This is a genomic window from Streptomyces sp. NPDC048297 (assembly GCF_043201585.1).
In the GTDB taxonomy this organism is placed as follows: Bacteria; Actinomycetota; Actinomycetes; order Streptomycetales; family Streptomycetaceae; genus Streptomyces.
Window position 1 is genome coordinate 38,453 of record NZ_JBICZA010000013.1, and the last position, 22,893, is coordinate 61,345.

Genomic DNA, 22,893 nt, shown 5'->3' on the forward strand with positions numbered 1-22,893 from the left:
GGGGCGTGATCGCGCGGCGCGGAACGCGGTGGTCAGTGATCGAGCGTGGCCACGGGGGACAAGCGTGCGCGGATGTCGCCGAAGTGGTCCCTTATGGCCCGCTCGGCCCGTACGGAGTCGCCGGAGCGGACCGCGTCGAGGATCTCCCGGTGCTGCCGGCAGGTGACGCGGGGGTCGTGCGGCAGGTCCAGCAGGTCCCGCCGGACCCGGTGGAACGCGTCCCAGAACGCCTCCAGCACCTCGCTCAGCAGGACGTTGTCCAGGCCCCGGTAGAGCGTGGCGTGAAACGCGCGGTCGGTCTCGGCGAGGGTGGTTTCCCGGGCCGCCTGCTCCTCCATCCGGTCCGCGAGCCGGTCGAGTTCGGCGAGATCCGCCTCCGGCAGCCGCCCGGCCAGCCGTGAGACGAGCCCGGTCTCGACGGCCTCCCGCAACTCCAGCAGCTGGAGCAGTGAGTCCTCGCCCCGGTAGTGCCCGGCGACCGTGCGGAAGGCGAGTCCCTCGATCATCGGCGCGAGGGACATCGGGCCGACGTACGTCCCGAACCCGTGCCTGATCTCGACGATCCCCATCGCCTGCAGCGCCTTCAGCGCCTCCCGCACCGAGTTCCGGCTCGCCCCCAGGAACTCCATCAGCTCCGGCTCGGTCGGCAGCGGGGCGCCCGAGGGCAGCCGGCGGTCGACGATGAGCTTCTTGATCCGTTCCTGAAGATCCCGGGCTGCCATGGCCAGAGGGTATCCGGCCAAAAGTAAAAGGGCCCCTCGCGTGTACGAGGGACCCTTTCCTGTCTGTGCGCCGCCAGGGACTCGAACCCCGGACCCGCTGATTAAGAGTCAGCTGCTCTAACCAACTGAGCTAGCGGCGCCTGCTGACGAAGAAAACTCTACATGACCTGGAGGGGTGCTCCGACCGGCCGGTGGCCCCCGCTGTTCCCGCGCTGTGCGCCCCCCGGTGGCCGTACATCATTCGGACCGTCAACATGCGCGTCCCGTGGACAGTTGTGAAACTGATCAACGTGCACACTCGCGGACAAATCCACCCCGAATGTGAGGCAGATCGCATGGGAGCTCCGGTGTTCGAGGAATTCGACCCGGCGAGCGACTGTGTCTGCCCCGGCTGCGTCCAGGTGCGGCGGGTGTCCCCCCGCCCGCTGTCCGGCCGCTGTGGCGGTCACCCGGCGGTCCGGGGCGCCATGGTCATGGCCGCCGCCGCGTCCGCCGTCCTCGGCGCGGTCACCCCGGCCGCCGCCCACTCCGTTCCCGACTCCCCGCCCCGGCCCGGCGCCACCAGGGCGGACGGCGCGTCCGACACCCCGCAGGGCCCCCGGGCCCCGCTGCACGGTCCGGCGGGCGGCGGGACCAAGCCCTCGACCACCAAGGCCCCCGCCACCACCCGCACCGCGATCATCAACCGGGCCAAGATCTGGATCGCCGCCAAGGTGCCCTACAGCATGACCTCCTACTGGACCGACGGGTACCGGCAGGACTGCTCGGGCTATGTCTCCATGGCCTGGGGGCTGGCGGCGAACGAATGGACGGGCAGCCTGGACCAGTTCGGCGTGAAGATCACCAAGGACGAGCTGCAACCCGGCGACATGCTGCTCTTCCACAACAAGGACAACCCCGAGAAGGGATCCCACGTCGTGATCTTCGACGGCTGGACGGACTACACGCACACCTACTACACGGTGTACGAGCAGACGCCGCCGCGCACTCGCACCCAGCCCACGCCCTACCAGTACTGGAGCAACGCCAACAAGTACCTCCCCTACCGCTACAAGGCCCTCACGAGCGGCACGGCGGGCGCGGAGTCGGGCGCCGCGGCCAAGGTGGTCCCCTATCCGGGTGCGTCGTCCTTCGGACCCGGTGCCGACAACAAGTACGTGACCATGCTCGGCGAGATGCTCGTGGCCCGCGGCGCCGCCTCCTCCTACACCAAGGGTCCGGGACCGGTCTGGGGCGAGGCCGACAAGCGGGCGACCCAGGCGTTCCAGCAGGCCCAGGGCTGGACCGGTACGGCAGCCGACGGGCTGCCGGGGCCCCGGACCTGGGAACTCCTGGTGTCGGGCGAGGGCAAGGACATCGGAGTCCGCGCGGGCGGTCCCGGGCGGCCCGCCTCGCACGGTGTGCCCGGCTACCCCGGCCGGAACCACTTCCGGCCGGGCGCGGAGAACGAGTACGTCACGCAGTTGGGGCGGCAGTTGGTGAAGGAAGGATTCGGCAGGTTCTACGACACCGGTCCCGGACCGGTCTGGGGCGAGGCGGACCGGCGGGCGGTGGAGGCCTTCCAGCGCGACCAGGGCTGGCGCGGCGGTGCGGCGGACGGCTATCCGGGACCGGAGACCTGGCGCCGGCTGTTCGCGTAGGGCCGCCCCGGCGGGCGGTCTCGCGCGTACGCCGTCCGGGTCGAGCGGTCTCGCGCATGCCGGCCTCGGTCGGGCGGTCTCGCGCATGCCGTTCCGGGCGGGCCGCCCCCGTTCCCCGTCCCTCGATCCCCCGATCCCTCGATCCCCCGATCCCTCGATCTCTCGATTTCTCGATCCCTTGTCATGAAGCATCTGGCGCGGAGGCTGGAGGCACGCATGAGTACGAGTACGACCACGTCACACACGCCCGAGCCCGAGGAACTTCCCGAGGGCACGCCCCTCGCCACGGGCACGACCACCCGTCCGCCCCGGCTCATCCAGAACGAGGTCACCACCGAGATCCCCGTCCACCTGCTCTTCCGCGACGAACCCGGCCCCGTGTCCGTGCCGTTGAAGCCCGACGCGCCGTTGAAGCCCGCCGTGGTGGGCCGCAGGCAGGGCACCGGCGAGCAGCCGCGCCTCGGGCACCGGGCGGGCCCGTTCCGCGGTCGCCCGGTGCCACGGATCGACCCGGAACTGGTGGAGCGGCCGGCCCGGGTGCTGCCCGGCGCGGCCGGGGTGTTCGCCGGGGTGGGCGGCATCGCCGGCTGCCTGGCCACCTCCTGGTGGGCGGGGGTGCTGCCGCCGCTCGCGGTGGAGGCGCTGCGCCTGCCGGCCGCCACGGGCGCGGGGCTCGGCCCGGAGCAGTGGGCGGCGTACGCCGGGGCCGGCGCGCTCGGCCTCGCCGGCTTCGGCGGGCTGGCCCGGGGCAGGACCGGACGGGCCTTCGTGCTCGGTCTGTTCGGCCGCTACCAGGGCACGGTCCGCCGTACCGGGCTGCTCTGGGTGAACCCGATGCTGCGGCGGCGCCGGGCGGACGTACGGCTGCGGCACTGGCGCAGCGAGGCGATCCCCGCGGCGGACGCGAACGGGGTCGCGCTGCGGGTGGCCGTCCTGGTGGTGTGGCGGGTGCGGGACACCGCGCGGGCGCTGCTCGGGGTCGAGGAGCACGAGCGGTACCTGCGCGAGTGCGTGGAGGCGGCCCTGGCCCGGGTGCCGGTGGAGCCGCCGGGCGGGACGCGGGGCGCGACGGACGCGGCGGGGGAGGCGCTGACCCGGATGGTGGCGGCGGACACGGCGCCGGTGGGCCTGGAGGTGTTCTCGGTGCAGCCGGTGCGGGTGGAGTACGACCCGGAGGTCGCCGCCGCGATGCACCGGCGCCGGATCGCCGCCCTGGACGCGCAGCAGCGGTCCGTGATGCTCAGCTCGGTCGTGGACTCGGTGGAGGACACGGTGACCCGGCTGACCGTGCGCGGGCTCGTCGAACTCGACGACCACGAACGCGGGCTCCTGGTCCGGGATCTGACGGTGGCGTTCTGCTCGGGGCGCGGGGAACCGGCGTGAGCGGACCCGGAACAGGCCGGGCGCCCCGTACCGCGACCGGTATGGACATGTTCAACTGATGGCAATAATCTGGCACTTGGTCTAGACCTACTGCACAGCTCGGCTCAGCTCAGGAACTTCCCCCACGTTCTCCAGGAGCGACAGCATGCGCACCAAGACCAAGGTGTCCGCGGCCGTGCTGGGCGTGGTGACCGCCGGAGCGTTCGCGCTCTCCACCGGCGGCGCCAGCGGGCACGGCTACACGGACCTCCCCATCAGCAGGCAGAAGCTCTGCCAGAACGGCACCGTGACGAACTGCGGCGACATCCAGTGGGAGCCGCAGAGCGTCGAGGGCCCCAAGGGCTTCCCGGCCGCCGGACCCGCCGACGGCCAGATCTGCAACGGCGGCCTGAGCCGCTTCGCCCAGCTCAGCTCGCCCACCACGCCGTCCGGCGCGGCCTGGCCCACGACGAAGGTGACCGGCGGCCAGTCGTACACCTTCCGCTGGCAGTTCACGGCCATGCACGCCACGACGGACTTCAGGTACTACGTCACCAAGCCGGGCTGGAACCAGAACCACAACCTGTCCCGCTCGGACCTCGACCTCACCCCGTTCCTGACGGTGCCGTACAACGGCCAGCGCCCGCCGGCCACCCTCAGCCACAGTGGCACCCTGCCGTCCGGGCTGAGCGGCCACCACGTCATCCTCGCGGTGTGGACGATCGCGGACACGGGCAACGCGTTCTACGCCTGCTCCGACGTCACCTTCTGATCCCCCCTCGGGTAGGGTCCGCGTGCGCCGGTACGGCCGGCTCCGGTCCGGTCTGGTCCGGTCCTGTACCGGCGCACGCGAGACCTGACAACCGACGTACGGGGGTACGTGCGCCATGGGCGCCTTCTTCGACATATGCATGCTCGTCCTGCTCGGCTTCCTCGTCGCGAGCGCCGTGGGGCTGGTCCGCCGCACGCGGCAGAGACGGGCCGCCTGGGAGAGCGGTCTGACCGCGCAGGCCCGCGTGGTGCGGGCGTGGGTCACCACCCAGTTCGTCGACAACGTGGCCCGCCGGGTGCAGTGGCACGAGTACGACTACACCACCCAGGACGGCCGGGCCGTCCGCTTCAAGGAGGCCGGCGGTCCCGTCGACCGCGCCGAGGGCGAGCTGGTCCTCGTCCACTACGCCGCGCACGAGCCGGACCGGGCCACCGCCGGCGAGCCCCAGGTCGGCAAGGACGCGGCGAGCACGGCCGTCTGGCTGGTCGGCCTCGCGGTCGCGGCCGTCATCCTGATCTACCTGTGGACGACGCTGCCGCGCTTCTGAGGGGTCTCGCCCGGAGTGAGCGCGGACGCGTGAGGGGAACGCCGAAGGGCCCCTCGCTCGCGCGAGAGGCCCTTCTTCTGTGCGCCGCCAGGGACTCGAACCCCGGACCCGCTGATTAAGAGTCAGCTGCTCTAACCAACTGAGCTAGCGGCGCATGACTCACGCCTTCCGCGGTTTTCTCGTTCCGCGGCCGACGACGAGAAAAATACTACCCGGTCCGGGAGGGTGCTCGTGACCACCGGCCTGGCCGGTCAGAGGGTCAGGGAGAGCAGCAGCGGCGCCGCGCCGCGGTTGAGGGTGTCCGCGGCCTGCTTCAGCCGGTGCGCGTGCTCCACCGGCAGGGACAGCGCCAGGCAGCCGACCGAGGAGCCCGCCGTGATCGGGACGGCCGCGCAGACCGTGCCGACCGCGTACTCCTGCAGGTCGAGGACGGGCACCGTCGGCGGCTGGGACTCCAGGCGGGACAGCAGCAGCTTGTCGCTGGTGATGGTGCGCGAGGTGAGGCGGGGCATCCTGTGCCGGGAGAGGTGGTCGCGGCGGCCGTTGTGGTCCAGCTGGGTCAGCAGGCTCTTGCCGACGGCGGTGGCGTGGGCGGAGCAGCGGAAGTCGACCCACTCGTTGACCGCGGGGGTGGCCGGACCGGCGGCGTACTGGGTGACCCGGACCTCGCCGTCCACGTACCGGCTCATGTAGACGGCCGCGCCGACGGAGTCCCGCAGCCGGTCCAGGGTGTGCTGGAGCTTCTCGCGCAGGGCCTGCTCGCGGTCGTGCGCCGAGGTGAGCCGGCGCAGGGTGTCACCGTTGACGTACGCCCCGTCGGATATCTGCTCGACGTAGCCCTCGCGGCGCAGCATGCGCAGCAGCGCGGTCAGCCGCTCGGCGCCCAGGCCCGTGTCACGGGCCAGCTCGGTGTCGGTGATGCCGGCGGAGTGACGGGCCACGGTCTCCAGGATGCGCAGGGCGTCCTGGGCCGAGTGGTACGGGGCGGTCGGCTCGTTCATCAGCGCCACGGTTTCCCCCTGCGCTCGCCTGTCTGTGGCCGCGAGATCCGGTCGGCGGATCGGTACCACGATAACGGGCAAAGGCCCGCCGGGGAGAGGGGGTTGGCGAGATTGTGCCGCCCGCCGCCCCCTCCCAACTGGGGTGCAGATCCTCTGGCGTATGTCAGAGTCATCGCCCAACGTCCGGACCTCGACCCATTCGGCCCTCACGCCCCGTAGTCACAGCACCGCGCTCAGGAATTCCCGGGTACGGGACTGTTCCGGATCGCTGAAGATCTTCTCCGGTGGGCCCGCCTCGACGACCCGGCCCGAGTCGAACATCATCACCGTGTCGGAGACGTCCCGGGCGAAACCCATCTCGTGGGTCACGCACAGCAGGATGATGTCCGTGGAGCGGGCGATGTCCCTGAGCAGATCGAGGACGCCCGCGACCAGCTCCGGGTCGAGCGCGGAGGTCACCTCGTCCAGCAGCAGGATCTCCGGGCGCATGGCGAGCGCCCGCGCGATCGCCACCCGCTGCTGCTGGCCGCCCGAGAGCTGCGAGGGGTGCGCGTCGACCTTGTCGGAGAGCCCGACCAGGTCGAGGAGCTCGCGCGCCCGCTGCTCGGCCTCCTCCTTCTCCAGCCCGAGGACGCCGACCGGCACCTCCGTGATGTTCTGCAGCACCTTCATGTTCGGGAACAGGTTGAACTGCTGGAAGACCATCCCGATCTTCCGGCGGGCGCCGCGCAGGTACTTCTCGCTCGCCGGCCTCAGCTCGCCGTCCGCGCCGCGCATGTGGGACAGCGGCTCGCCGTCCACCCAGATCACGCCGTCGCTGACCCGCTCCAAGGTCATCAGCAGCCGCAGGATGGTCGTCTTGCCGGAGCCGCTCGGCCCGATCAGGGTCACGTGCCTGCCGCGCTGTACGCCGAAGTCCAGCCGGTCCAGGACGACATGGTCGCCGAAGCGCTTGACCACGTGGTCGAAGCGCACCAGGTCGGCGGGCGGGCCCGAGGTCCCGTCCTGGGGGGTCGGCTTCCGCAGGGGGTCAATGGCCAAGGCGCTGCTCCAGCTTTCTCATCACAAGCGAGGTCGGGTAACTGGCCGCCAGGAAGATCAGGCCCGCGAGCGTGAACGTCTCGGCGTACGTGAAGTGGTCCGCGCCGTACTCCCGGGCCCGCGCGACCATCTCCGTGACCGTGATGACGGCCAGGAACGGGGTCTCCTTGAACATGGAGACGGCGTAGTTGCCCAGCGCCGGCAGCACGCTGCGCACCGCCTGCGGCAGGATCACCGCCTGCCAGGTGCGGCGCGGTGACAGCGACAGCGCCCGGCAGGCCTCCCACTGGCCCCTCGGCACCCCGTCGATCCCCGCCCGGTACACCTCCGAGAGGTAGGCGGCGTAGTGGACGCCGAGCACCGCGATCCCGAGGGTCAGCGGCTGCACCGTGCTGAACACGGCGTAGGCGCCGACCAGTTGAACCAGCAGCGGCGTCGACCGGACGAACTCGGTGACCGCCCGGACCGGAACGGTCACCAGCCGGGTCGGCGCCCGGCCCGCGACGGCGACGACCAGCCCGAGGACGGCGGCCACCAGCGTGCCGAGCACGGTGGCCAGCAAGGTGGTGAGAAACCCGTCCCACAGCAGGGGCAGCGAGTCCCGGACGGCACCCCAGTCCCAGTCGTAGTTCACAGGGCACCTCCCGCCGTCGCCCGGGGCCGCTCCGCCGACCGCGCGCTGCGACCGCGCAGCAGGCCGCGGGCGCCGGTGTGCTGTCCGAGCCTGCTCCTCGCGTGCCGCTCCAGCGCGTTCATCGCCAGCGTCAGCGCGTAGGCGAGCACGAAGTACATCACCAGCAGGGTCAGATAGGCCCAGGTGGTCGCGCCGGTACGGTCACGCATCTGCTGGACCACCGTCGTCAGGTCCGCCGCGGAGATCAGCCACAGCAGCGGGGTGCACTTCAGCAGCTGGATCAGCAGGTTGGTGAACGGCGGGATCATCTGCGCCCACGCCTGGGGCAGGATCACCCGGCGCATACGCTGCGCCGGCGTCATGTTCAGCGCGACCGCCGCCTACCACTGCGCCCTCGGAACGGCGTTCAGCGCGCCGCGCACCACTTCGGAGCCGTAGGCACCGTAGTTCATGCCGAACGCCACCACGCCGCACAGCAGCGGGGTGAGCTGGTACCCGGCGAGCAGCGGGAACGCGTAGTACAGCCAGAAGAGTTGGACGTACAGCGAGGTGCCGCGGAAGAACTCCACGACGACCCGGGACGTGCCCCGTACGAGCACGGGCCCGCTGTTCGCCATGAAGCCGAACACGAAGGACAGGGCCAGGGCGAGGACCGAACCGAGGACCGTGGCCTCGACCGTGACGGCGAGACCGGACCACACCTGGGAGATGTGGCCGAAGAAATAGGAGAAGAAACCGCTCATGTACGGGGTCCCGTCAGGCCTTGCACAGGTCGGCGGTCTTCAGGGCCGCCGGTGGGATGGTGTCCTGTCCGAAGTGCGCCGCGGTGTGGGACGCGCTGCCCCTGAGCGGCGACGTCTACCACGCGAAGTACGCGCGCAACGAGATCTACGCCCTGTTCCCGCCGTTCGCTCCCGCCGAACCCCCGCTGGAGAACCCGACGGTCACCCCGATCCCCGGCGACCTCTGCTACTTCTCCTTCGCCGGCTCCGAACTGGGCACGAAGGCCTACGGCTACGACCGCGAGGTCCGCCCCGGCGCCACCGTCGTCGACCTCGCCCTCTTCTACGAGCGCAACAACCTCCTCCTCAACGGCGACGTGGGCTGGGTGCCCGGGATCGTCTGGGGCGAAGTGGTCGACGGCCTCGACCGTATGGCCGAGGCTTGCACCGACCTGTGGCGCGGCGGGGCCGCGGGGGAGACGCTCAGCTTCCGCAGGGCGTGAGCCGCTTGCTCACCGGCGCGGTCATGGCGGTCCGTCCGCGGCCGGTTGTGTTCCGATCCATGAGTCGGGGAAGCCGTCGGCGGGTCCGATCCTGGCGAGGGTGATGTGCTGTCCGGGGTCGGCGGTGTCGGGGTAGGTCTGGGCGGGTTCGGTGGAGGAGAGGACTTGGATGGAGATCCCGAGGAAGTGTGAGGCCAGGACTGGGAGGGCGGCGTCGAGGGCCGGGTCGGGTGTTCCGTTGCGCAGGTTCTCGATCAGTTGCAGGCGTTGTGTCTCGCCCCAGTTGAGGGACAGGACGGTGTAGGCGCGGACGCGGCAGGCATCCAGGGCTTCCTCGTCCAGGGGTGCGTCTTCACCGTAGGTCGCCCGGTACTCGGACAGGGCCGCTTCTTCCAGGAGGGCTGTGTGTGCGAGGTTGTCGATCAGTCTCCAGTCCAGGGTGCGGGGTGGCCGGACGAAGTCCTGGTGGGCGGCGTCGGCGAGTTGGTGGCGTAGTTGTTCGACGGGTGCGGTGCCGGGTGCGGGCGGGAGCTGGAGGTGTGGTGCGCTGTCCAGGAGCGCGTGCAGGAAGTTGTCGGTGCCCTGTGGGGTGTTGAGGGCGTTGAGTCCGCGTGCGGTGAGCTGGTCCCAGATGTTGGGTTGGCCTGCGTCCATGGGGTCGGCCAGCCAGTCCGCCATGGCCGCGGCCAGTTGGGCCTGGTCCGGGTCCGGGTCCTGGTCCTGGTCCATGGGGTCGGCCGGATCGTCCCACGGGTTCGGGGCAGGGCCGAGGAGATCCGGGTCGAGCCCGGAGGACATGAGTGCCAGGTCCGGGTCCGGGTCCGGGCCCGGGGTGTGTGGCTGTGGTTGCGGGTCGGGCTCGGGGGTGGCTGGTTGGGGGGAGTGGTGTCGGGGGCGTTTGCTGCGGTTTGGGTTCGGCGGGGTGTGGGATTCGGGGGTTTCGGGGCGGGGGCGAGTTCGGGTCCGGGGCTGGGTTGTGGGTTCGGGGGGACGGGGTGGGTCGGGCAGGGTGACTCCGAGGCGGCGCAGGAGGGCGGCGGCGGCCTGGTCCAGGGGAGTGGGCAGCTGTCCGGTCCGGGCGGCCTCGACCCAGTTCAGCATGTTCTGTGTGTCGGCCTCGTGCGGGCGCTGCCATTCCGTGTTGTTGAGATCCCCGTGGTTGATGAAGTAGCGGACCGCCAGGCGCAGGTGGGCGGAGTGCGACGGGGAGGCGTAGGCCGCCGCCCACAGGTCGTCATGGTCCCGCTGTGGCTGGTCGTGGTCCCGCTGCGGCTCGTCGTGGTCCCGCTGCGGCAGTGCGGGGCCCTCGTCGTCCGCCGGGGTCGGCCCACCGGGTTCCGCGGCAGCCGCCGGTCCTGCGAGAGCCGCCGGTCCTGCGAGAGCCGCCGGTCCCGCGAGAGCCACTGGTTCCGCTCCAGCCGTCAGGAGCTTCTCCCTGCCCGTGGGGATGTAGCCGAGGAGCCTCAGCCCCTCCAGGTCACCCTGCCGGACATTGACATTGCCCCTCGACGTACTCCGCAGTGTGCTCTCAACCGCCTTGTCCTTGGGATTCTTTGAGCCGTCGTGAACGAAGGGGAGGTAGCCGTGGTCCCGGTAGAACTTCACGATGTCGTACAGCCAGCCGCGCTTGCCGCCGGCGTCGGCTTCCGCGACGAGTCGGCCGAGGCGTTCGCCGTGGGTGACGGTGTAGCGGCGGTGCAGGCGGTGCAGCAGGGCCTGGTCCATGCTCCCGGGCCACCGCCTGTCCGCTTCGTCCCACACCTGGCCCAAGGTCATCCGGCCCTGGTCCTGGTCCTGTTCCTGGTCCTGCTCCCGGTCCTGGTCTTGCTGCCGGTTCTGCTCCTGCTCCTGGATCCAGGCGAACAGATCGCTCACCTGGCCGGGGGACAGTTCCCCCTCACCGTACTGAGGGGGCGTGGCCGGCACCCGGTCCGTGCCCGACGGGTCGATCAGGCCCCACGCCGCCTCCCGCTCGTCCTCGGGCAGATCCTCCTTCCTGGCAGCCCTCAAGGCCAACTTGCGCAACTTGGTGCCACGGGTCAGGATCTGCGGCCCGAGGTCTCCGACGGGAACGCCCGGCGGGACGCGAAATGTGTTCCCCCAGGTCAACCGCAACGCCACAGGAACCTGCGAGGGATCCACAACCGGCCCCGGATCCGTGTACCCGGACGCCCCGGTCTCCGCTGCCGCGGGTGCCGCCGCTGCCGCCGGTGCCGCCGGTGCCTGAAGCACCGTCTCCGTGCCCGAGGGGAGGTACCCAAGCAGCCTGAGCCCCTCCAGATCCCCTGAACCGATCGTGAACCGGCCCTTCCGCAGCCCCACCAGCGTGTCGATGACACCCCCGGATCCCGGTGTGCGTACGGAGTCGTGCGCGACGGGGAGGTAGCCGTGGCTCTGGTAGAAGCGTACGAGCGTCTTGTACCGGGTGCCGGTGACGAGCCGGCCGAAGCGTTCGGCGTGGGTGTGGGTGGCGGTGTAGCGGCGGTTCAGGCGGTGCAGCAGGGCCCGGTCCATGCTCCCGGGCCACCGCCTGTTCGCCTCGTCCCACACCTGGCCCAGGGTCATCAGTCGGCCCTCGCGCCGGATCCACAGGAACAGGTCATCCACCTGATCCGCGGACAGATTCCCCTCGGAGTGCTGCGGGGCCGTGGCCGGCACCGAGTCCGTGCCTGACAGGTCCACCAGCCCCCATTCGGCCTGCCGTTCGCCCTCCGGTAGCACCCGCTGCCGGGCGGCGTCCTCGGCCAGCCCACGCAACGCCGTGCCACGCTGCATCGCGTTCGGCCCGAGCTCTCCGTCGGGACCGTCCTCCTGGGTGCGCAGCGTGTGCCCAGGGGCCAACCGCAACGCCGCGGGAATCTCGGCGGGGGCCACGACCGGCCCCAGAGCCGCTTCCTGGGACGCCTCGCCATCCGCGCCCGTCTGCGGCACTGCCGACGGACCTGCCCGGCCCGCTCTGCCCGTCTGCGGCACTGCCGACGGACCTGTCGACGGACCTGGCCCTTGCCGCCGACCTGCTGCCGGGCCCGGGCGTTTCGGGGGCGCCCAGGCCTCGCCTCTCAGGACGTCCTCCTTGCCTGAGCGCACGTACCCCAGCAGCTCAAGCCCCTCCACCTCCCGCAGTACGACCGCGCTACCGCCCGACGACAGCTGATTCATCCTGTTCCAGACAGTGCGGATCGCCCCTTTTCCCTTCTGCGGGTCGTGCACGAAGGGGAGGTAGCCGTTGTCCCGGTAGAACTGCAAGAGATTCTTCAACTTGCCGGTGCTGGGGATGAGTTGGTCGAGGCGTTCGGCCTGGGTGTGGGTGGCGGTGTAGCGGCGCAGCAGGCGGTGCAGCAGGGCCCGGTTCATCTGCTGCCCCGGCCGGAGCCTGCCCGCCTCGGCCCACACCTGGCCCAGGGGCGGCAGCCGGTCCTGGCTCCGGATCCACGCGAACAGGTCGCTCACCTGCTGCTGGGACAGGCTCCCCTCATCCGGGTGGGGGGCCATGGCCGGCACCGCGTCGGTGCCTGACAGGTCGACCATTCCCCAGGGCGCCTGCCGCTCTTCCTCCGTCAGCCTCTCCGTCGCGGTAGCCGTCGCGGCCAACGCGCGCAACTCTTCACCGCGGCGCTTGACGCTCTTTCCGAAGCCTGCGTCGGGACCGTTCGGCGGGATGCGCAGCGTGTGCCCCGGGGTCAACCGCAACGCCGCGGGGACCTCGGGTGCCGCAACCGGCCCCGGCCCCGGGGCGTCCGCATCGGCATCGCGCCCGGGTGCCGGGCCGTCCGCGCCGGCGTCGTGCCCGGGTGCCTGGCCGTCCGCGCCGGCTTCGGTCGGGCCCTCCCGGGACGCCCCGGCCTCGGCCCGGAGGACCTTCTCCCTGCCGGAGCGGGGGCACCCGAGCAGGTCGAGCGTCTCCAGCACCAGCGGCGGCACCGGCTTGTAGCCGTTCACGATCCTCCGCATGAAATCGTGAAGAAGGGTCACCTCCTTCGATGCCCTGGTCGAGTCGTGCGCGTAGGGGAGGTAGCCGTGGTTCCGGTAGAACCGCACGGCGTCGCTCAGCTTGTTGCGGCGCTTCGGGTTCAGGAACCGGCTGAGGCGTTCGGCGTGGGTGTGGGTGGCGGTGTAGCGGCGGTTCAGGCGGTGCAGCAGGGCCTGGTTCATGCTCCCGGGCCACCGCCGGTTCGCTTCGTCCCATACATGGCCCAGAGTCACCCGGCCGTGGGCCTGGTCCTGGTCCTGGATCCAGGCGAACAGGTCGCTCACCTGGTCGGGGGACAGTTCCCCCTCGCCGTCCTGAGGGGCGGTGGCCGGTACCCGGTCCGTGCCCGCCAGGTCGACCAGCCCCCAGGGCGCCTGTCGTTCGTCCTCGGGCAACTCCGGCTGCCGGGCAGCCGCCGCGACCGACGGGCGCAACCTTGCGAGCCGCAGACGATGGGCCTCCTGGCCGCGCTCCTGAGGATCCCAGGGCTGTGCGGGGCCCTGGAACTCGACACCGAGACGCGTCAGCAGTTCCCTCGTCGACGGAAGGGTGGAAAACCCCCAGCCCTTGCCCGCCACCCGTATGATCCACAGGCCGAGTTCGCGTTCCCCCGCCGGCTTGTGCTCCCTGTGCACCGGGAGTTGCCCCATCGCCTCGACGAACTGCCTGATCCGCGCGACCTGTTCATGCTCCGGGAAGCCTCGGCTGTCCGCGAGCAGGACCTCACTGTCCGCCCAGTGGACGATCGGCCCGTTGTGATGGAACTCGGCATGCATGTGGCGCAGCGTCTCGTCGGAGAGCCGGACACCGAGGTGCACCTCGACGTAGTCGCGCACGGTGTCGAAGGTCCACGGGATCGCCGTCGCGAACACCGTGTCCCGGTACAGCGCGTGACGCTGCTCATCCGTCAGCCTGGGGCCCTCGGACAGCCAGAACGACCCTCTCGCGTCATCCGGCGGCGGCACCAGCCACAACCCGCTCTGATCCGGTGCGGCAGCCCGCGCCGCCTCGTAGGTGTGTGGCGTGATGGGGTGTGCCAGGAGGCCCTGTGCGATCGCGCGTTGCTCGGCCCTGTCATCCGTGAGCCGCAATGCTGCTGGGACGGTTGCCGTGTGTCCGGGCGCCGGCCCGGCCGCCGCGTCTGCTGTCGCGTGGGGCGCTGCGCCAGGTGTCGCGCCGGGCGTTGTGTGCGGCGTCGCGCCAGGGGCAGCGCCGGTGTGGGATCCCGCCGGTCCGGTCACGGGCCCCGCGGTCGCGGAGGAGGCCGGTGGGGCGAGGGAAGGCAGGGTGAGGGCCGGTGGGGCGAGGGAAGGCAGGGTGAGGGCCGGTGGGGCGAGGGAAGGCAGGGTGAGGGCCGGAGGGGCGAGGGAAGGCAGGGTGAGGGCCGGAGGGGCGGGGGCGGGCAGGGTGAGGGACGGTGGCGCGAGTGAGGTCAGGGTGGGCGGCGGGGCCGTGACCGCGCTCCCGTCGTCGTCCGGTCCGTCTCCGAACAGGCTCGCGTAGTCCTCGTCCTCGTCCTCGCCCTCGTCTCCGAAGAGGCCGTCGTAGTCGTCCCCGTCGTCGTCCGGTTGCATGGTGGGGCTTCCGCCGGGAAGGCCGGGCCGGGGTGCGGGCCGGCCCTGGGCGAGTTCGCGGGAGAGCCGTCCGGCCGCGGTGGCCGCGCCGGCCGTGTCCTGCGGGAACGACCGCAGCCACGTGTAGCGCAGGTATGCCACCCGGCGGACCGCTTGTTCCGCGGGCGGAAGTTCGGTGAACGGCACCCCTGCCGACGGTTCCAGGCTGATCCGCAGCAGCTGGTCCCCGCGGACCACCTCACGTGCCCGGACGACGGCCTCCCGCAGGGCGCTGCTGTCACCGAGTTTGTCCCACACCCGGCCGAACGCCTCCGCGTCGGTACGGGCCCGCGCGAGCAGCCCGGTGGTTTCCTGCCGCATGTCCGTGGACTCCGTCGGAACGGCGACCATCGTGACGGGTCGTCCGTCGGGTGATCCCACGACCGTGGTGGTGCCGTCCTGCTGTACGACGGTCACCTCCATGCCGAACAACTTCCCTGCCAGCGGCGGCAGGAGAGTGTCCGCCGCGTCACCGGTGCGGATCGCTTCCGTGAGCGCGTGCCGTGCCTCGTCACTTCCTGTGTGACGGGTCCCGCCGACCTGTGTGTCGAGGGAGTCCCACAGGGGGCGTGGTCCGGCCGGGTCGGAGTGGAGCTCGGTGACCAGGGCGTCGGCGATCTGCGCGCGGATCTCGCCGGGTGTCCCGGAGACCAGGTCCGGGGCGGCGGCCTGGAGTGCGCGTACCAGCGGGTCCGGTCCCTCGTGGACCGTCGCGGGACCGAGCCCGTCGGCTTGCCGCACCTCCCACCGGGTCGTGGGGACGGCCTCGTGCCCGCCACGCGGAACGGCGACACCGTCGGCGGCAGCGGCCCGCGGTACACCATCTCCGGTCAGCGGATTCGTATCCGGTACGCCCGTCCTCCCGGCCGCCCCCGCATCCTGCCAGGCCTCTGTGCCGGTGCTGGTGCTCCTCGCGCCGGGCCCCGGGTCGCCCGCGCCGGGCTCCCCGCCCGCCGGGCGCGGCTCCACGAGATGACCGCCGGACGAGGAGGTGAACGCCCCCGCAGCCGGCCGCACAGCCGAGGCGACGTCCCCAGCCCCCGAAGCAGGCCGAACCTCACCGACCTCACCTGCGATCTCACCTGCCCGGGATACGGCACCACCGGCCGGGCGCCGGATCCCGGGGGTCCCGGAGCCGGGTCCCTCCGGCCGCCCGGAGCCGGTCCCGACCGCCGGGCTAACGGCTGCCGGGTTGCCGACTGCCGGGTTGCCGATCGTCCGGTTGCCGACTGCTCGCCGGGTCCCGGAACCGATCCCGCTCGCCGGGCGTCGGGTTCCGGAACCGGAGTCGCCCTTCCCGGATCCGGACCTGCTCACCCCGGAAGCGGACTCGCCCGCCGGGCCTCCGGTCCCGCCCGCCGGGTCACCGGCCCGGTGAGTCCCGATGCCGGCCCCGTCCACGCCCGTGGACCTGTTGGTCCCTCCGCGTACTGCCGCACCCTGCTTCGGTGCGGGCGTGGTGACCGCTGTACCGGGCCGAAAGCCCATGACCGCGATGCCGTTCGTGCCGTTCATGCTGTTCGCGTCGTTCGCGGTTTCGGTGCCCCAGGTGTTCACCCCGCCACCCGCCGCCCCGGCTCCCGTCACCTCGGGCAGGCTGGTGAACTTGCTGTTCAGCCAGTGTCCCGCCCCGTGCGCCGACATCTCCAGGTTCCGTTGCACGACACCGCTGAGGCCGCCGTTCACGAGCGTGGACCAGTTGAACCAGGGCCCCCCGAAGATCGCCGCCATCGCCCCGGCCCCCAGCAGCTCACCCCCGCCCTCCGACACGAAGGTGGCGGTGTTCTCGAACGCCTCACCGCTCAGACGGCGCTGCCAGCCGGCAAGGTCGTTGACCCCCACCCCCGCGAGCCCGCCAACCCCAGGCGGCCGGGAGAACTTCGTCGTGATGTCCCGGACCTTGTCGAACACCCCGCCCAAGCCCTCGGCGAACCCACCCGCGAACAGACCGAACAGACCGTCCTTGCCGATCTGCGACCAGTCCAGCGACCTGCGCCGCAACCGCGCATCCCCCCACAGCTTGTTCGTCAGCTGCGCGGCGAACGACACCAACGCCTCCTCGAACGCCTCCACCACCCCCGGAAGCACCCGCACCCGCTGCATCAACTGCACCATCGCCGCCAGCACCGCCACCCGCGCACGGGCGAACACCGCCGACTGCAGACCCCCCAGACCCCCGAACCCGAACACCGCCAGAGCAGCGATCCACGCCAGCAACGCCAGCATCTGCAACAACGCCGCCAGGATCTGCCAGTTCATCTCATAAATACCCCGCGCCTTACCCTCAAGATCGGCGCGCACCCCCCGCAGCTGCGTCAGATACCCCTCCAGATACGACCGCCCCCGGCCCGAGGTGAAACTCGCCACCGTCTCCTCGAACCTGGCACGCGCCGCGGCCGGCATCCCCTCCCCGACCCGTGACACCAGCCGGCGCGCCAGCTCCATCATCGACTGGAGATCGTCACCGAGCCGCCCGAACACGTCACTCGCCGCGAGGGCCTTGCGTGCGTTCGCGGTCGCGGGCCGATCGCCCGTCAGCAACTGGACCAGATACAAAGCCCACTTGGGCAGACTCCCCAGATCCAGATCAGCCACCGGTACCCCCACGATCCCCTACCCACCCGGCACGACCACCGGTGCAAGGGGCAACAGCGGCGGCACCCCGGCGCGACCACCCGACACGGAGGCGGCCGCACCCTACAGACTCCACCAACACCCCGCCCCCGCACCTGAGTCAACCGACGTAACCCAACGCGCGAAAGAGACGCTCAGCTTCCGCTTCCGGCGAGCGGGAGGGTGAGGTCCGCCCCGTACAGCGCGTGCGCGGCCCGCAGCACCAGATCGTCGCGGTGCCGGGCCGCGACGATCTGCATCCCGACCGGCAGCCCTTCACCGTCGGCACCCACCGGGACGGTCGCCGCGGGCTGCTGCGTCAGGTTGAACGGGTACGTGAACGGCGTCCAGCCCGTCCAGCGCCGCTGCCCCGACCCCTTCGGCACCTCCTCGCCCGCCTCGAACGCGGTCAGCGGCAGGGTCGGGGTCACCAGAAGGTCGTACCGCTCGTGGAAACGGCCCATCCGCCGGCCGAGGTCCATGCGGACGTCCACCGCGGCCAGATACTCCAGCGCGCTCATGCGGGCGCCCTGCGCGCGGACCTCTTGCAGGCCGGGGTCCAGCAGCCCTCGCAACTGCGGGGACAGGCGCTGGGTCAGCCGGGCCGCACCGCTGAACCACAGGGTGTGGAACGCCTCCAGCGGATCGCTGAAATCCGGGTCGGTCTCCTCGACGTACGCGCCGAGGTCCGCGAGCCCCGCCACCGCCCGCCGCACGGCCGCCGCGACCGCCGGCCGGACCGCGACCTGCCCCCCGAACGACGGCGAGTACGCCACCCGCAGCCCACGCACCCCACCCCCGTGGACCCCACCCCCATGGACCCCGTCCCCGTGCACCCCACCCCTGTGCACCCCACCCCCGCGCACCCCGACCCCGAGCGCCGCCGTGAACGACCCCGGCGCCGGCGGCAGCGCCGACCAGTCACGGGTGTCGGGCCCGCCGATGACGTCCAGCATCAGCGCCGCGTCCGCCGCGTCCCGGGTCATCGGCCCGACGTGCGACAGCGTGCCGAACGGGCTCGCCGGATACACGGGCACCCTGCCGTACGTCGGCTTCAGCCCGAAGATCCCGCAGAACGCGGCCGGGATCCGGACACTGCCCCCGCCGTCCGTGCCCAGCGACAGCGGACCCGCGCCGACGGCCACCGCCACCGCGCTGCCGCCGCTGGAACCCCCGGCGGTGCGGGACGGGTCGTGCGGGTTGCGGGTCACCCCCCACAGCGGGGAGTCCGTGACGCCCTTCCAGCCGAACTCCGGTGTCGTGGTCTTGGCGACGAAGACCGCGCCGTGCTCACGCAGCCGGGCGACGGAGGGCGCGTCCTCGTCCCAACTCCCTTGTTCGGACAAAGTTCTGGAGCCGCGCAGGGTCGGGTGGCCGCGCAGCAGCAGCAGGTCCTTCACTGTCACCGGCACGCCGTCCAGCAGCCCGGCCGGCTCGCCGCGCCGCCACCGTTCCTCCGACTCCCGCGCCCGCGCCGTCGCGTCCTCCTCCAGGAACCGTGTGAACGCGTTGACCTCCGGCTGCACCCGGCGCGCCCGCTCCAGCACCTGGGCGGTGGCCTCCACAGGGCTGAACTCGCCCTTGCGGTAGCCGTCGAGGAGTTGTACGGCGGTCAGGTCGGTGAGCTGCATGCACCCTCCTGGTGGGTCAATGGCCCGGCACGTATCCACGCTTCTTGTCGACCACGTTCACCAGAGATCTTCCCGCTGCCCAGCGCTCGTACAACTCCACGAACTGCTTGCCCAGTTCGTCCCGCCAGCCGACCGTGTCGCCACTCATGTGCGGGGAGACGACCAGCCCCGGAAGACCCCACAACGGGCTGTCCGCGGGCAGGGGTTCGGCGGTGAACACGTCCAGGGCCGCGCCCGCGATCCAGCGCCGTCGCAGCGCCTCGGCGAGGGCGGCCTCGTCGACCAGCTGACCGCGGCCGACGTTCACGAAGACCGTCGAGGGCTGCATCACGCCGAACCGGTGGGCGTCGAACATGCCGTGCGTCTGCTCGGTCAGCGGCGCGGCGGCGATCACCCAGTCCGCGCGGGAGATCAGCCGGTCCAGGTCGGCCGGGCCGTGGATACCGGTGCGCGGCACCCGTCCCACCAGTGCCGTCGTCACGCCCAGGGCCTTCAGGGTGCGCGCGATCGCCCGGCCGATCGGCCCGGACCCGACCACGCACGCGCGCGTGCCCGCCACCTTCCGTGTCTCCCGGTGCCGCCAGACGCGCTCCCGCTGGAACTCCAGGGTGCGCGGCAGATCCTTGGCCACGGCCAGCACCAGCGCGGCCACGTACTCGGCGATCGGCTGGTCGAAGATCCCGCGCGCGTTGGTCACCACCGTGTCGGACGCGGCCAGCTCCGGTCCCATCAGATGATCCACGCCGGCGCTCGCCGTGTGCACCCAGCGGGGGCGCGGGCCGTCGCCCGGCCAGGCCTCGCGGACGGCGTGCGAGGTGAAGTCCCACACGAGCAGCACGTCCGCCTCCGGCAGCCGCTCGGGAAGGCCTGCCGCGTCGGTGTGCAGGATCCGGGCGCGCCCGGTGAGGCGGCCGAGCCGGGGCGGCGGGTCGGCGTCCAGCACGAGCAGGGTGGGGCGGGTCGGGATGGGCATCGGCAGGCCGTTCCTCCCGGATCCGGGGCGCGGGCAGGGTGTCTGACATGCGCGGATTGACCACGCTCGCACCCGAACCTACCTTCGTCAACACGGGCGTACCCACGATGCGTTGCCCGCTTCCTCTCCGATCTTCCCCTGACCTCCCCCGATCTGCCCCCGACCTCCCTCGATCCCTTCCCCCGATCTTCCCTCGATCCTTTCCCCCGACCTTCCAGAACGCTCCCCGTCCCTCCCCGTCCTTCCCCGTTCCCTTTCAGCAAGAGGCCGGTGCCTGCCATGGACGTCTCCTTTCTCGGCGGACCGCGCCCCCAGCGCGGTGTCGGTGTCGTCGCCCCTTTTGACTTCGCGCTCGACCGCGAGCTGTGGCGCTGGGTGCCCGACGACGTGTCGCTGCATCTGACCCGGACCCCGTTCGTGCCGGTCGAGGTGAGCCTGGACCTGGCCCGCCTGGTCAGCGAGCACCAGACGCTGGGCGAGGCCGTGCGCGCGCTCGGCGCCGTCGCCCCCGAGGCCCTCGCCTACGCCTGCGCGTCCGGCAGCTTCGTCGGCGGGATCGCCGGCGAGCGGGCGATGTGCGCGCACATGAGCCGGGCGGCCGGCGGCACCCTGCCCGCGGTCACCACCTCGGGGGCGCTCCTTGAGGCCCTGACCGAGCTGGGGTGCGGGCGGGTCGCGCTGGTCACGCCGTACACCGTCTCCGTGACCCGGGCGCTGGAGAAGTACGTCGCCCAGGCCGGCGTACGGGTCACCGGCCGCGCCTACATGGGGCTGACCCGGCACATCTGGAAGGTGCCGTACCGGGACGTGGTCCGGATGGCCCGGCGCGCGGTGCGGCCCGGGAGCGCCGACGCGCTGTTCATCTCCTGCACCAACCTGCCCACCTACGACGTCATCCCCCAGCTGGAGGCCGAGCTGCGCATCCCCGTCCTCTCGGCCAACCAGGTCACGATGTGGGCCGCCCTGCGCCACCTGGGTACCCAGGCTGTGGGGCCGTACCAAGCGCTGCTCGACGCGTCGGCGCGTGACTGGCCGGCCCTGCCCGAACAGACGCAGGAACCGGAAGAGACACAGGAACACTGAGAGAACGAACACCGAGAGAACGAACACCGAGAGCACACGGAGAAGGGCCGCCATGACAGCACTCGGATTCCTCTACCCGGGCCACTCCGGCGAGGACGACTACCCGCGCATCGAGCAGCTCCTGGGCAGCGACATCCGGGTGGACCTGGTCCACACCGACATCGGCGAGGACGCGCACCGGGTGGACGCGCTGCGCGAGATGGGCTCCACCGGGCGGCTGGCCGCGGGCATGGAGCAGCTGCGGCTGTCCGGGGCCGAGACGGTGGTGTGGGCGTGCACCAGCGGCAGCTTCGTGTACGGCTGGGAGGGCGCGCAGGAGCAGGTGCGGGCGCTGGCCCGGCTGGCGGGGATGCCCGCCTCCTCCACGTCCTTCGCCTTCGTGCACGCGGCCCGGGAGCTGGGCGTGCGGCGGGTCGCCGTCGGGGCGACCTACCCGCAGGACGTGGCCGGGCTGTTCGCGGACTTTCTGCGGGTCGGGGGCCTTGAGGTGGTGGCGCAGCGGTCGTCCGGCATCGTCACGGCCGCCGAGGTGGGCACGTGGGGCGAGGAGGAGGTGCTGACGCTCGCCAGGGCGGCGGACGCGGCCGAAGCACAGGCCGTGCTGCTGCCGGACACCGCGCTGCACACGGTCGCGTATCTGCGGCTGCTGGAGAAGGCGCTGTCCAAGCCGGTCCTCACCGCGAACCAGGTCTCGGTGTGGGAGGGCCTGCGGCTCGCCGACCGGCGCGTGAACGCACCCTCGCTGGGGACGTTGTTCACCAGGGAACCGCTGGTGCAGATGTGAGGGAGCCGCTGGTGCGGATACGGATACGGATACGGATGCGGATGCGGAGGGCGCGGGGGAAGGCGGAACCGGCCCTGCGCGGGGAATAACCGGGGACTGCCTCCTGTTAGCGCCATGAGGACATTCAGCAGGGCATCGGCAGGACATCCGCATATTCCGCGCGGAAACAGGAGGCACAGATCGTGGCGGCAGACGAGATCCGGGGTACGACGCACGGGACCGCGCCCGTCCCCCTCTCCGTACTGGATCTGGTGACCGTGGGGGCGGGCGGCACCGCCACCGACGCACTGCGCACCGGCGTGGAGCTGGCGCGGCTCGCCGAGGGGCGCGGCTTCCACCGGTACTGGGTGGCCGAACACCACTCGATGCCCGGGGTCGCCTCCTCCTCACCGGCCGTGATCCTCGCCCACCTCGCCGCCCACACCGACCGCATCCGGCTCGGCTCGGGCGGCGTCATGCTGCCCAACCACGCTCCGCTGGTGATCGCCGAGCAGTTCGGCACGCTGGAGGCGATGGCACCGGGGCGGATCGACCTGGGCCTCGGCCGCGCGCCCGGCACGGACGGGGCCACCGCCGCCGCGCTGCGCCGCACCGACACCCTGAACGAGGGCGCCGACGACTTCCCGCAGCAGCTGGCCGAACTGACCCGCTTCCTGGACGACGACTTCCCCGACGGCCACCCCTACGCCCGCATCCACGCGATCCCGGGCCCGGTGCAGGGCACCACCCCGGGCGGGGTCCAGTCCACGCACCGGCCGCCGATCTGGCTGCTCGGCTCCTCCGGCTTCAGCGCCCGCCTCGCCGGGATGCTCGGCCTGCCCTTCGCCTTCGCGCACCACTTCTCCGCGCAGAACACCGTCCCGGCCCTCGACCTGTACCGGCACAGCTTCCGGCCCTCCGAGGTGCTGGCCGAGCCGTACGCCCTCATCGGTGTCTCCGCCCTCGCCACCGACGACGAGCGCGAGGCCCGCCGGCAGGTGCGGGCCGCCGCGCTGAACATGCTGCGGCTGCGCATGGGCCGCCCCGGTCTCTTCCCCGACCCGGCGGAGGTGGAGAGCCACGAGTTCAGCCCGATGGAGGAGGAGTTCGTGGCCTCCTGGTCCGCGAACGTCGTGCACGGCACGGCCGACGAGGTCCGCTCCGGCCTGGACGAACTGCACAAGCGCACCGGCGCCGACGAACTGATGCTCACCTCGCACGCCCACCGCGGCGAGGTCCGGCTGCACTCCTACACCCTGATCGCGGACGCCTACGGCCTGCCGGCCGCGTAGGTTCCCACGCC

The 22,893-nt window shown here is 71.8% G+C and carries 14 protein-coding genes, 2 tRNA genes and 2 pseudogenes; 8 read left to right on the forward strand and 10 right to left on the reverse strand.

Translation table 11 applies throughout. The annotated features are described in order from the left end of the window. Positions 1-32: 32 nt before the first annotated feature. Both ACGFYV_RS16520 and ACGFYV_RS16525 read right to left on the reverse strand, forming a co-directional pair. A complete protein-coding gene (locus ACGFYV_RS16520) occupies positions 33-722 on the reverse strand; it encodes a FadR/GntR family transcriptional regulator (RefSeq protein WP_393879072.1) in 690 nt (229 codons plus the stop codon). A gap of 66 nt (positions 723-788) precedes the next feature. After that, positions 789-862 (reverse strand) — tRNA-Lys (locus ACGFYV_RS16525). A gap of 195 nt (positions 863-1,057) precedes the next feature. Between ACGFYV_RS16525 and ACGFYV_RS16530 the strand changes: the two genes are divergently transcribed. From ACGFYV_RS16530 to ACGFYV_RS16545, 4 genes are all read left to right on the forward strand, one after another. Continuing rightward, positions 1,058-2,362 carry a peptidoglycan-binding protein gene (locus ACGFYV_RS16530; RefSeq protein WP_393879073.1) on the forward strand — a complete coding sequence of 435 codons (1,305 nt, stop codon included), beginning with the start codon at positions 1,058-1,060 and terminating at the stop codon, positions 2,360-2,362. A gap of 216 nt (positions 2,363-2,578) precedes the next feature. Then, positions 2,579-3,745, forward strand: coding sequence for an SPFH domain-containing protein (locus ACGFYV_RS16535; protein WP_393879074.1), 1,167 nt, complete (start codon positions 2,579-2,581; stop codon positions 3,743-3,745). Positions 3,746-3,890: 145 nt separating this feature from the next. Continuing rightward, positions 3,891-4,496: a lytic polysaccharide monooxygenase gene (locus tag ACGFYV_RS16540; protein WP_393879075.1), complete on the forward strand. Its 606-nt coding sequence runs from the start codon at positions 3,891-3,893 to the stop codon at positions 4,494-4,496. A gap of 115 nt (positions 4,497-4,611) precedes the next feature. Further along, complete coding sequence (locus tag ACGFYV_RS16545) at positions 4,612-5,043, forward strand: hypothetical protein (RefSeq protein WP_393879076.1); 432 nt, start codon at positions 4,612-4,614, stop codon at positions 5,041-5,043. A gap of 80 nt (positions 5,044-5,123) precedes the next feature. On the opposite strand, the gene ACGFYV_RS16550 is transcribed toward ACGFYV_RS16545, so the two are convergent. From ACGFYV_RS16550 to ehuC, 5 genes and pseudogenes are all read right to left on the reverse strand, one after another. Further along, positions 5,124-5,197: transfer RNA gene (locus ACGFYV_RS16550), tRNA-Lys, on the reverse strand. Positions 5,198-5,294: 97 nt separating this feature from the next. Next, complete coding sequence (locus tag ACGFYV_RS16555; RefSeq protein WP_393879077.1) at positions 5,295-6,053, reverse strand: IclR family transcriptional regulator; 759 nt, start codon at positions 6,051-6,053, stop codon at positions 5,295-5,297. Positions 6,054-6,263: 210 nt separating this feature from the next. Further along, complete coding sequence (gene ehuA / locus ACGFYV_RS16560; RefSeq protein ID WP_393879078.1) at positions 6,264-7,085, reverse strand: ectoine/hydroxyectoine ABC transporter ATP-binding protein EhuA; 822 nt, start codon at positions 7,083-7,085, stop codon at positions 6,264-6,266. After that, positions 7,075-7,719 carry an ectoine/hydroxyectoine ABC transporter permease subunit EhuD gene (gene ehuD, locus ACGFYV_RS16565; protein WP_393879079.1) on the reverse strand — a complete coding sequence of 215 codons (645 nt, stop codon included), beginning with the start codon at positions 7,717-7,719 and terminating at the stop codon, positions 7,075-7,077. The genes ehuA and ehuD overlap by 11 nt, the downstream gene beginning before the upstream one ends. Continuing rightward, positions 7,716-8,462 (reverse strand): annotated as a pseudogene (ehuC, locus tag ACGFYV_RS16570) (ectoine/hydroxyectoine ABC transporter permease subunit EhuC). Before ehuC ends, ehuD begins: the two are co-directional and overlap by 4 nt. A 74-nt stretch (positions 8,463-8,536) precedes the next feature. Here ehuC and ACGFYV_RS16575 point away from each other — a divergent pair. Next, a pseudogene (locus ACGFYV_RS16575) lies at positions 8,537-8,944 on the forward strand (DUF3830 family protein); the annotation flags it as partial. Between the two features lie 21 nt (positions 8,945-8,965). Here ACGFYV_RS16575 and ACGFYV_RS16580 read toward each other — a convergent pair. From ACGFYV_RS16580 to ACGFYV_RS16590, 3 genes are all read right to left on the reverse strand, one after another. Then, a complete protein-coding gene (locus ACGFYV_RS16580) occupies positions 8,966-17,122 on the reverse strand; it encodes a hypothetical protein (protein ID WP_393879080.1) in 8,157 nt (2,718 codons plus the stop codon). Positions 17,123-17,295: 173 nt separating this feature from the next. Then, positions 17,296-18,771: an amidase gene (locus ACGFYV_RS16585; protein ID WP_393879081.1), complete on the reverse strand. Its 1,476-nt coding sequence runs from the start codon at positions 18,769-18,771 to the stop codon at positions 17,296-17,298. Between the two features lie 16 nt (positions 18,772-18,787). Beyond that, complete coding sequence (locus ACGFYV_RS16590) at positions 18,788-19,744, reverse strand: D-2-hydroxyacid dehydrogenase (RefSeq protein WP_393879082.1); 957 nt, start codon at positions 19,742-19,744, stop codon at positions 18,788-18,790. A gap of 279 nt (positions 19,745-20,023) precedes the next feature. Between ACGFYV_RS16590 and ACGFYV_RS16595 the strand changes: the two genes are divergently transcribed. The 3 genes from ACGFYV_RS16595 (at position 20,024) to ACGFYV_RS16605 (ending at position 22,882) form a co-directional block, all read left to right on the forward strand. After that, on the forward strand, positions 20,024-20,827 hold the full coding sequence (locus ACGFYV_RS16595; RefSeq protein WP_393879083.1) for a decarboxylase: 804 nt from the start codon (positions 20,024-20,026) through the stop codon (positions 20,825-20,827). 52 nt (positions 20,828-20,879) lie between these two features. After that, a complete protein-coding gene (locus tag ACGFYV_RS16600; RefSeq protein ID WP_393879084.1) occupies positions 20,880-21,611 on the forward strand; it encodes a decarboxylase in 732 nt (243 codons plus the stop codon). A gap of 179 nt (positions 21,612-21,790) precedes the next feature. Continuing rightward, a complete protein-coding gene (locus ACGFYV_RS16605) occupies positions 21,791-22,882 on the forward strand; it encodes an LLM class flavin-dependent oxidoreductase (protein WP_393879225.1) in 1,092 nt (363 codons plus the stop codon). Positions 22,883-22,893 lie beyond the last annotated feature (11 nt).

Bases quoted from the DNA above. Each gene is read 5' to 3' on its own strand.
- ACGFYV_RS16520 (WP_393879072.1), bottom strand. From the start codon at position 722: ATGGCAGCCCGGGATCTTCAGGAACGGATCAAGAAGCTCATCGTCGAC.
- ACGFYV_RS16530 (WP_393879073.1), top strand. From the start codon at position 1,058: ATGGGAGCTCCGGTGTTCGAGGAATTCGACCCGGCGAGCGACTGTGTC.
- ACGFYV_RS16535 (WP_393879074.1), top strand. From the start codon at position 2,579: ATGAGTACGAGTACGACCACGTCACACACGCCCGAGCCCGAGGAACTT.
- ACGFYV_RS16540 (WP_393879075.1), top strand. From the start codon at position 3,891: ATGCGCACCAAGACCAAGGTGTCCGCGGCCGTGCTGGGCGTGGTGACC.
- ACGFYV_RS16545 (WP_393879076.1), top strand. From the start codon at position 4,612: ATGGGCGCCTTCTTCGACATATGCATGCTCGTCCTGCTCGGCTTCCTC.
- ACGFYV_RS16585 (WP_393879081.1), bottom strand. From the start codon at position 18,771: ATGCAGCTCACCGACCTGACCGCCGTACAACTCCTCGACGGCTACCGC.
- ACGFYV_RS16590 (WP_393879082.1), bottom strand. From the start codon at position 19,744: ATGCCCATCCCGACCCGCCCCACCCTGCTCGTGCTGGACGCCGACCCG.
- ACGFYV_RS16595 (WP_393879083.1), top strand. From the start codon at position 20,024: ATGGACGTCTCCTTTCTCGGCGGACCGCGCCCCCAGCGCGGTGTCGGT.
- ACGFYV_RS16600 (WP_393879084.1), top strand. From the start codon at position 20,880: ATGACAGCACTCGGATTCCTCTACCCGGGCCACTCCGGCGAGGACGAC.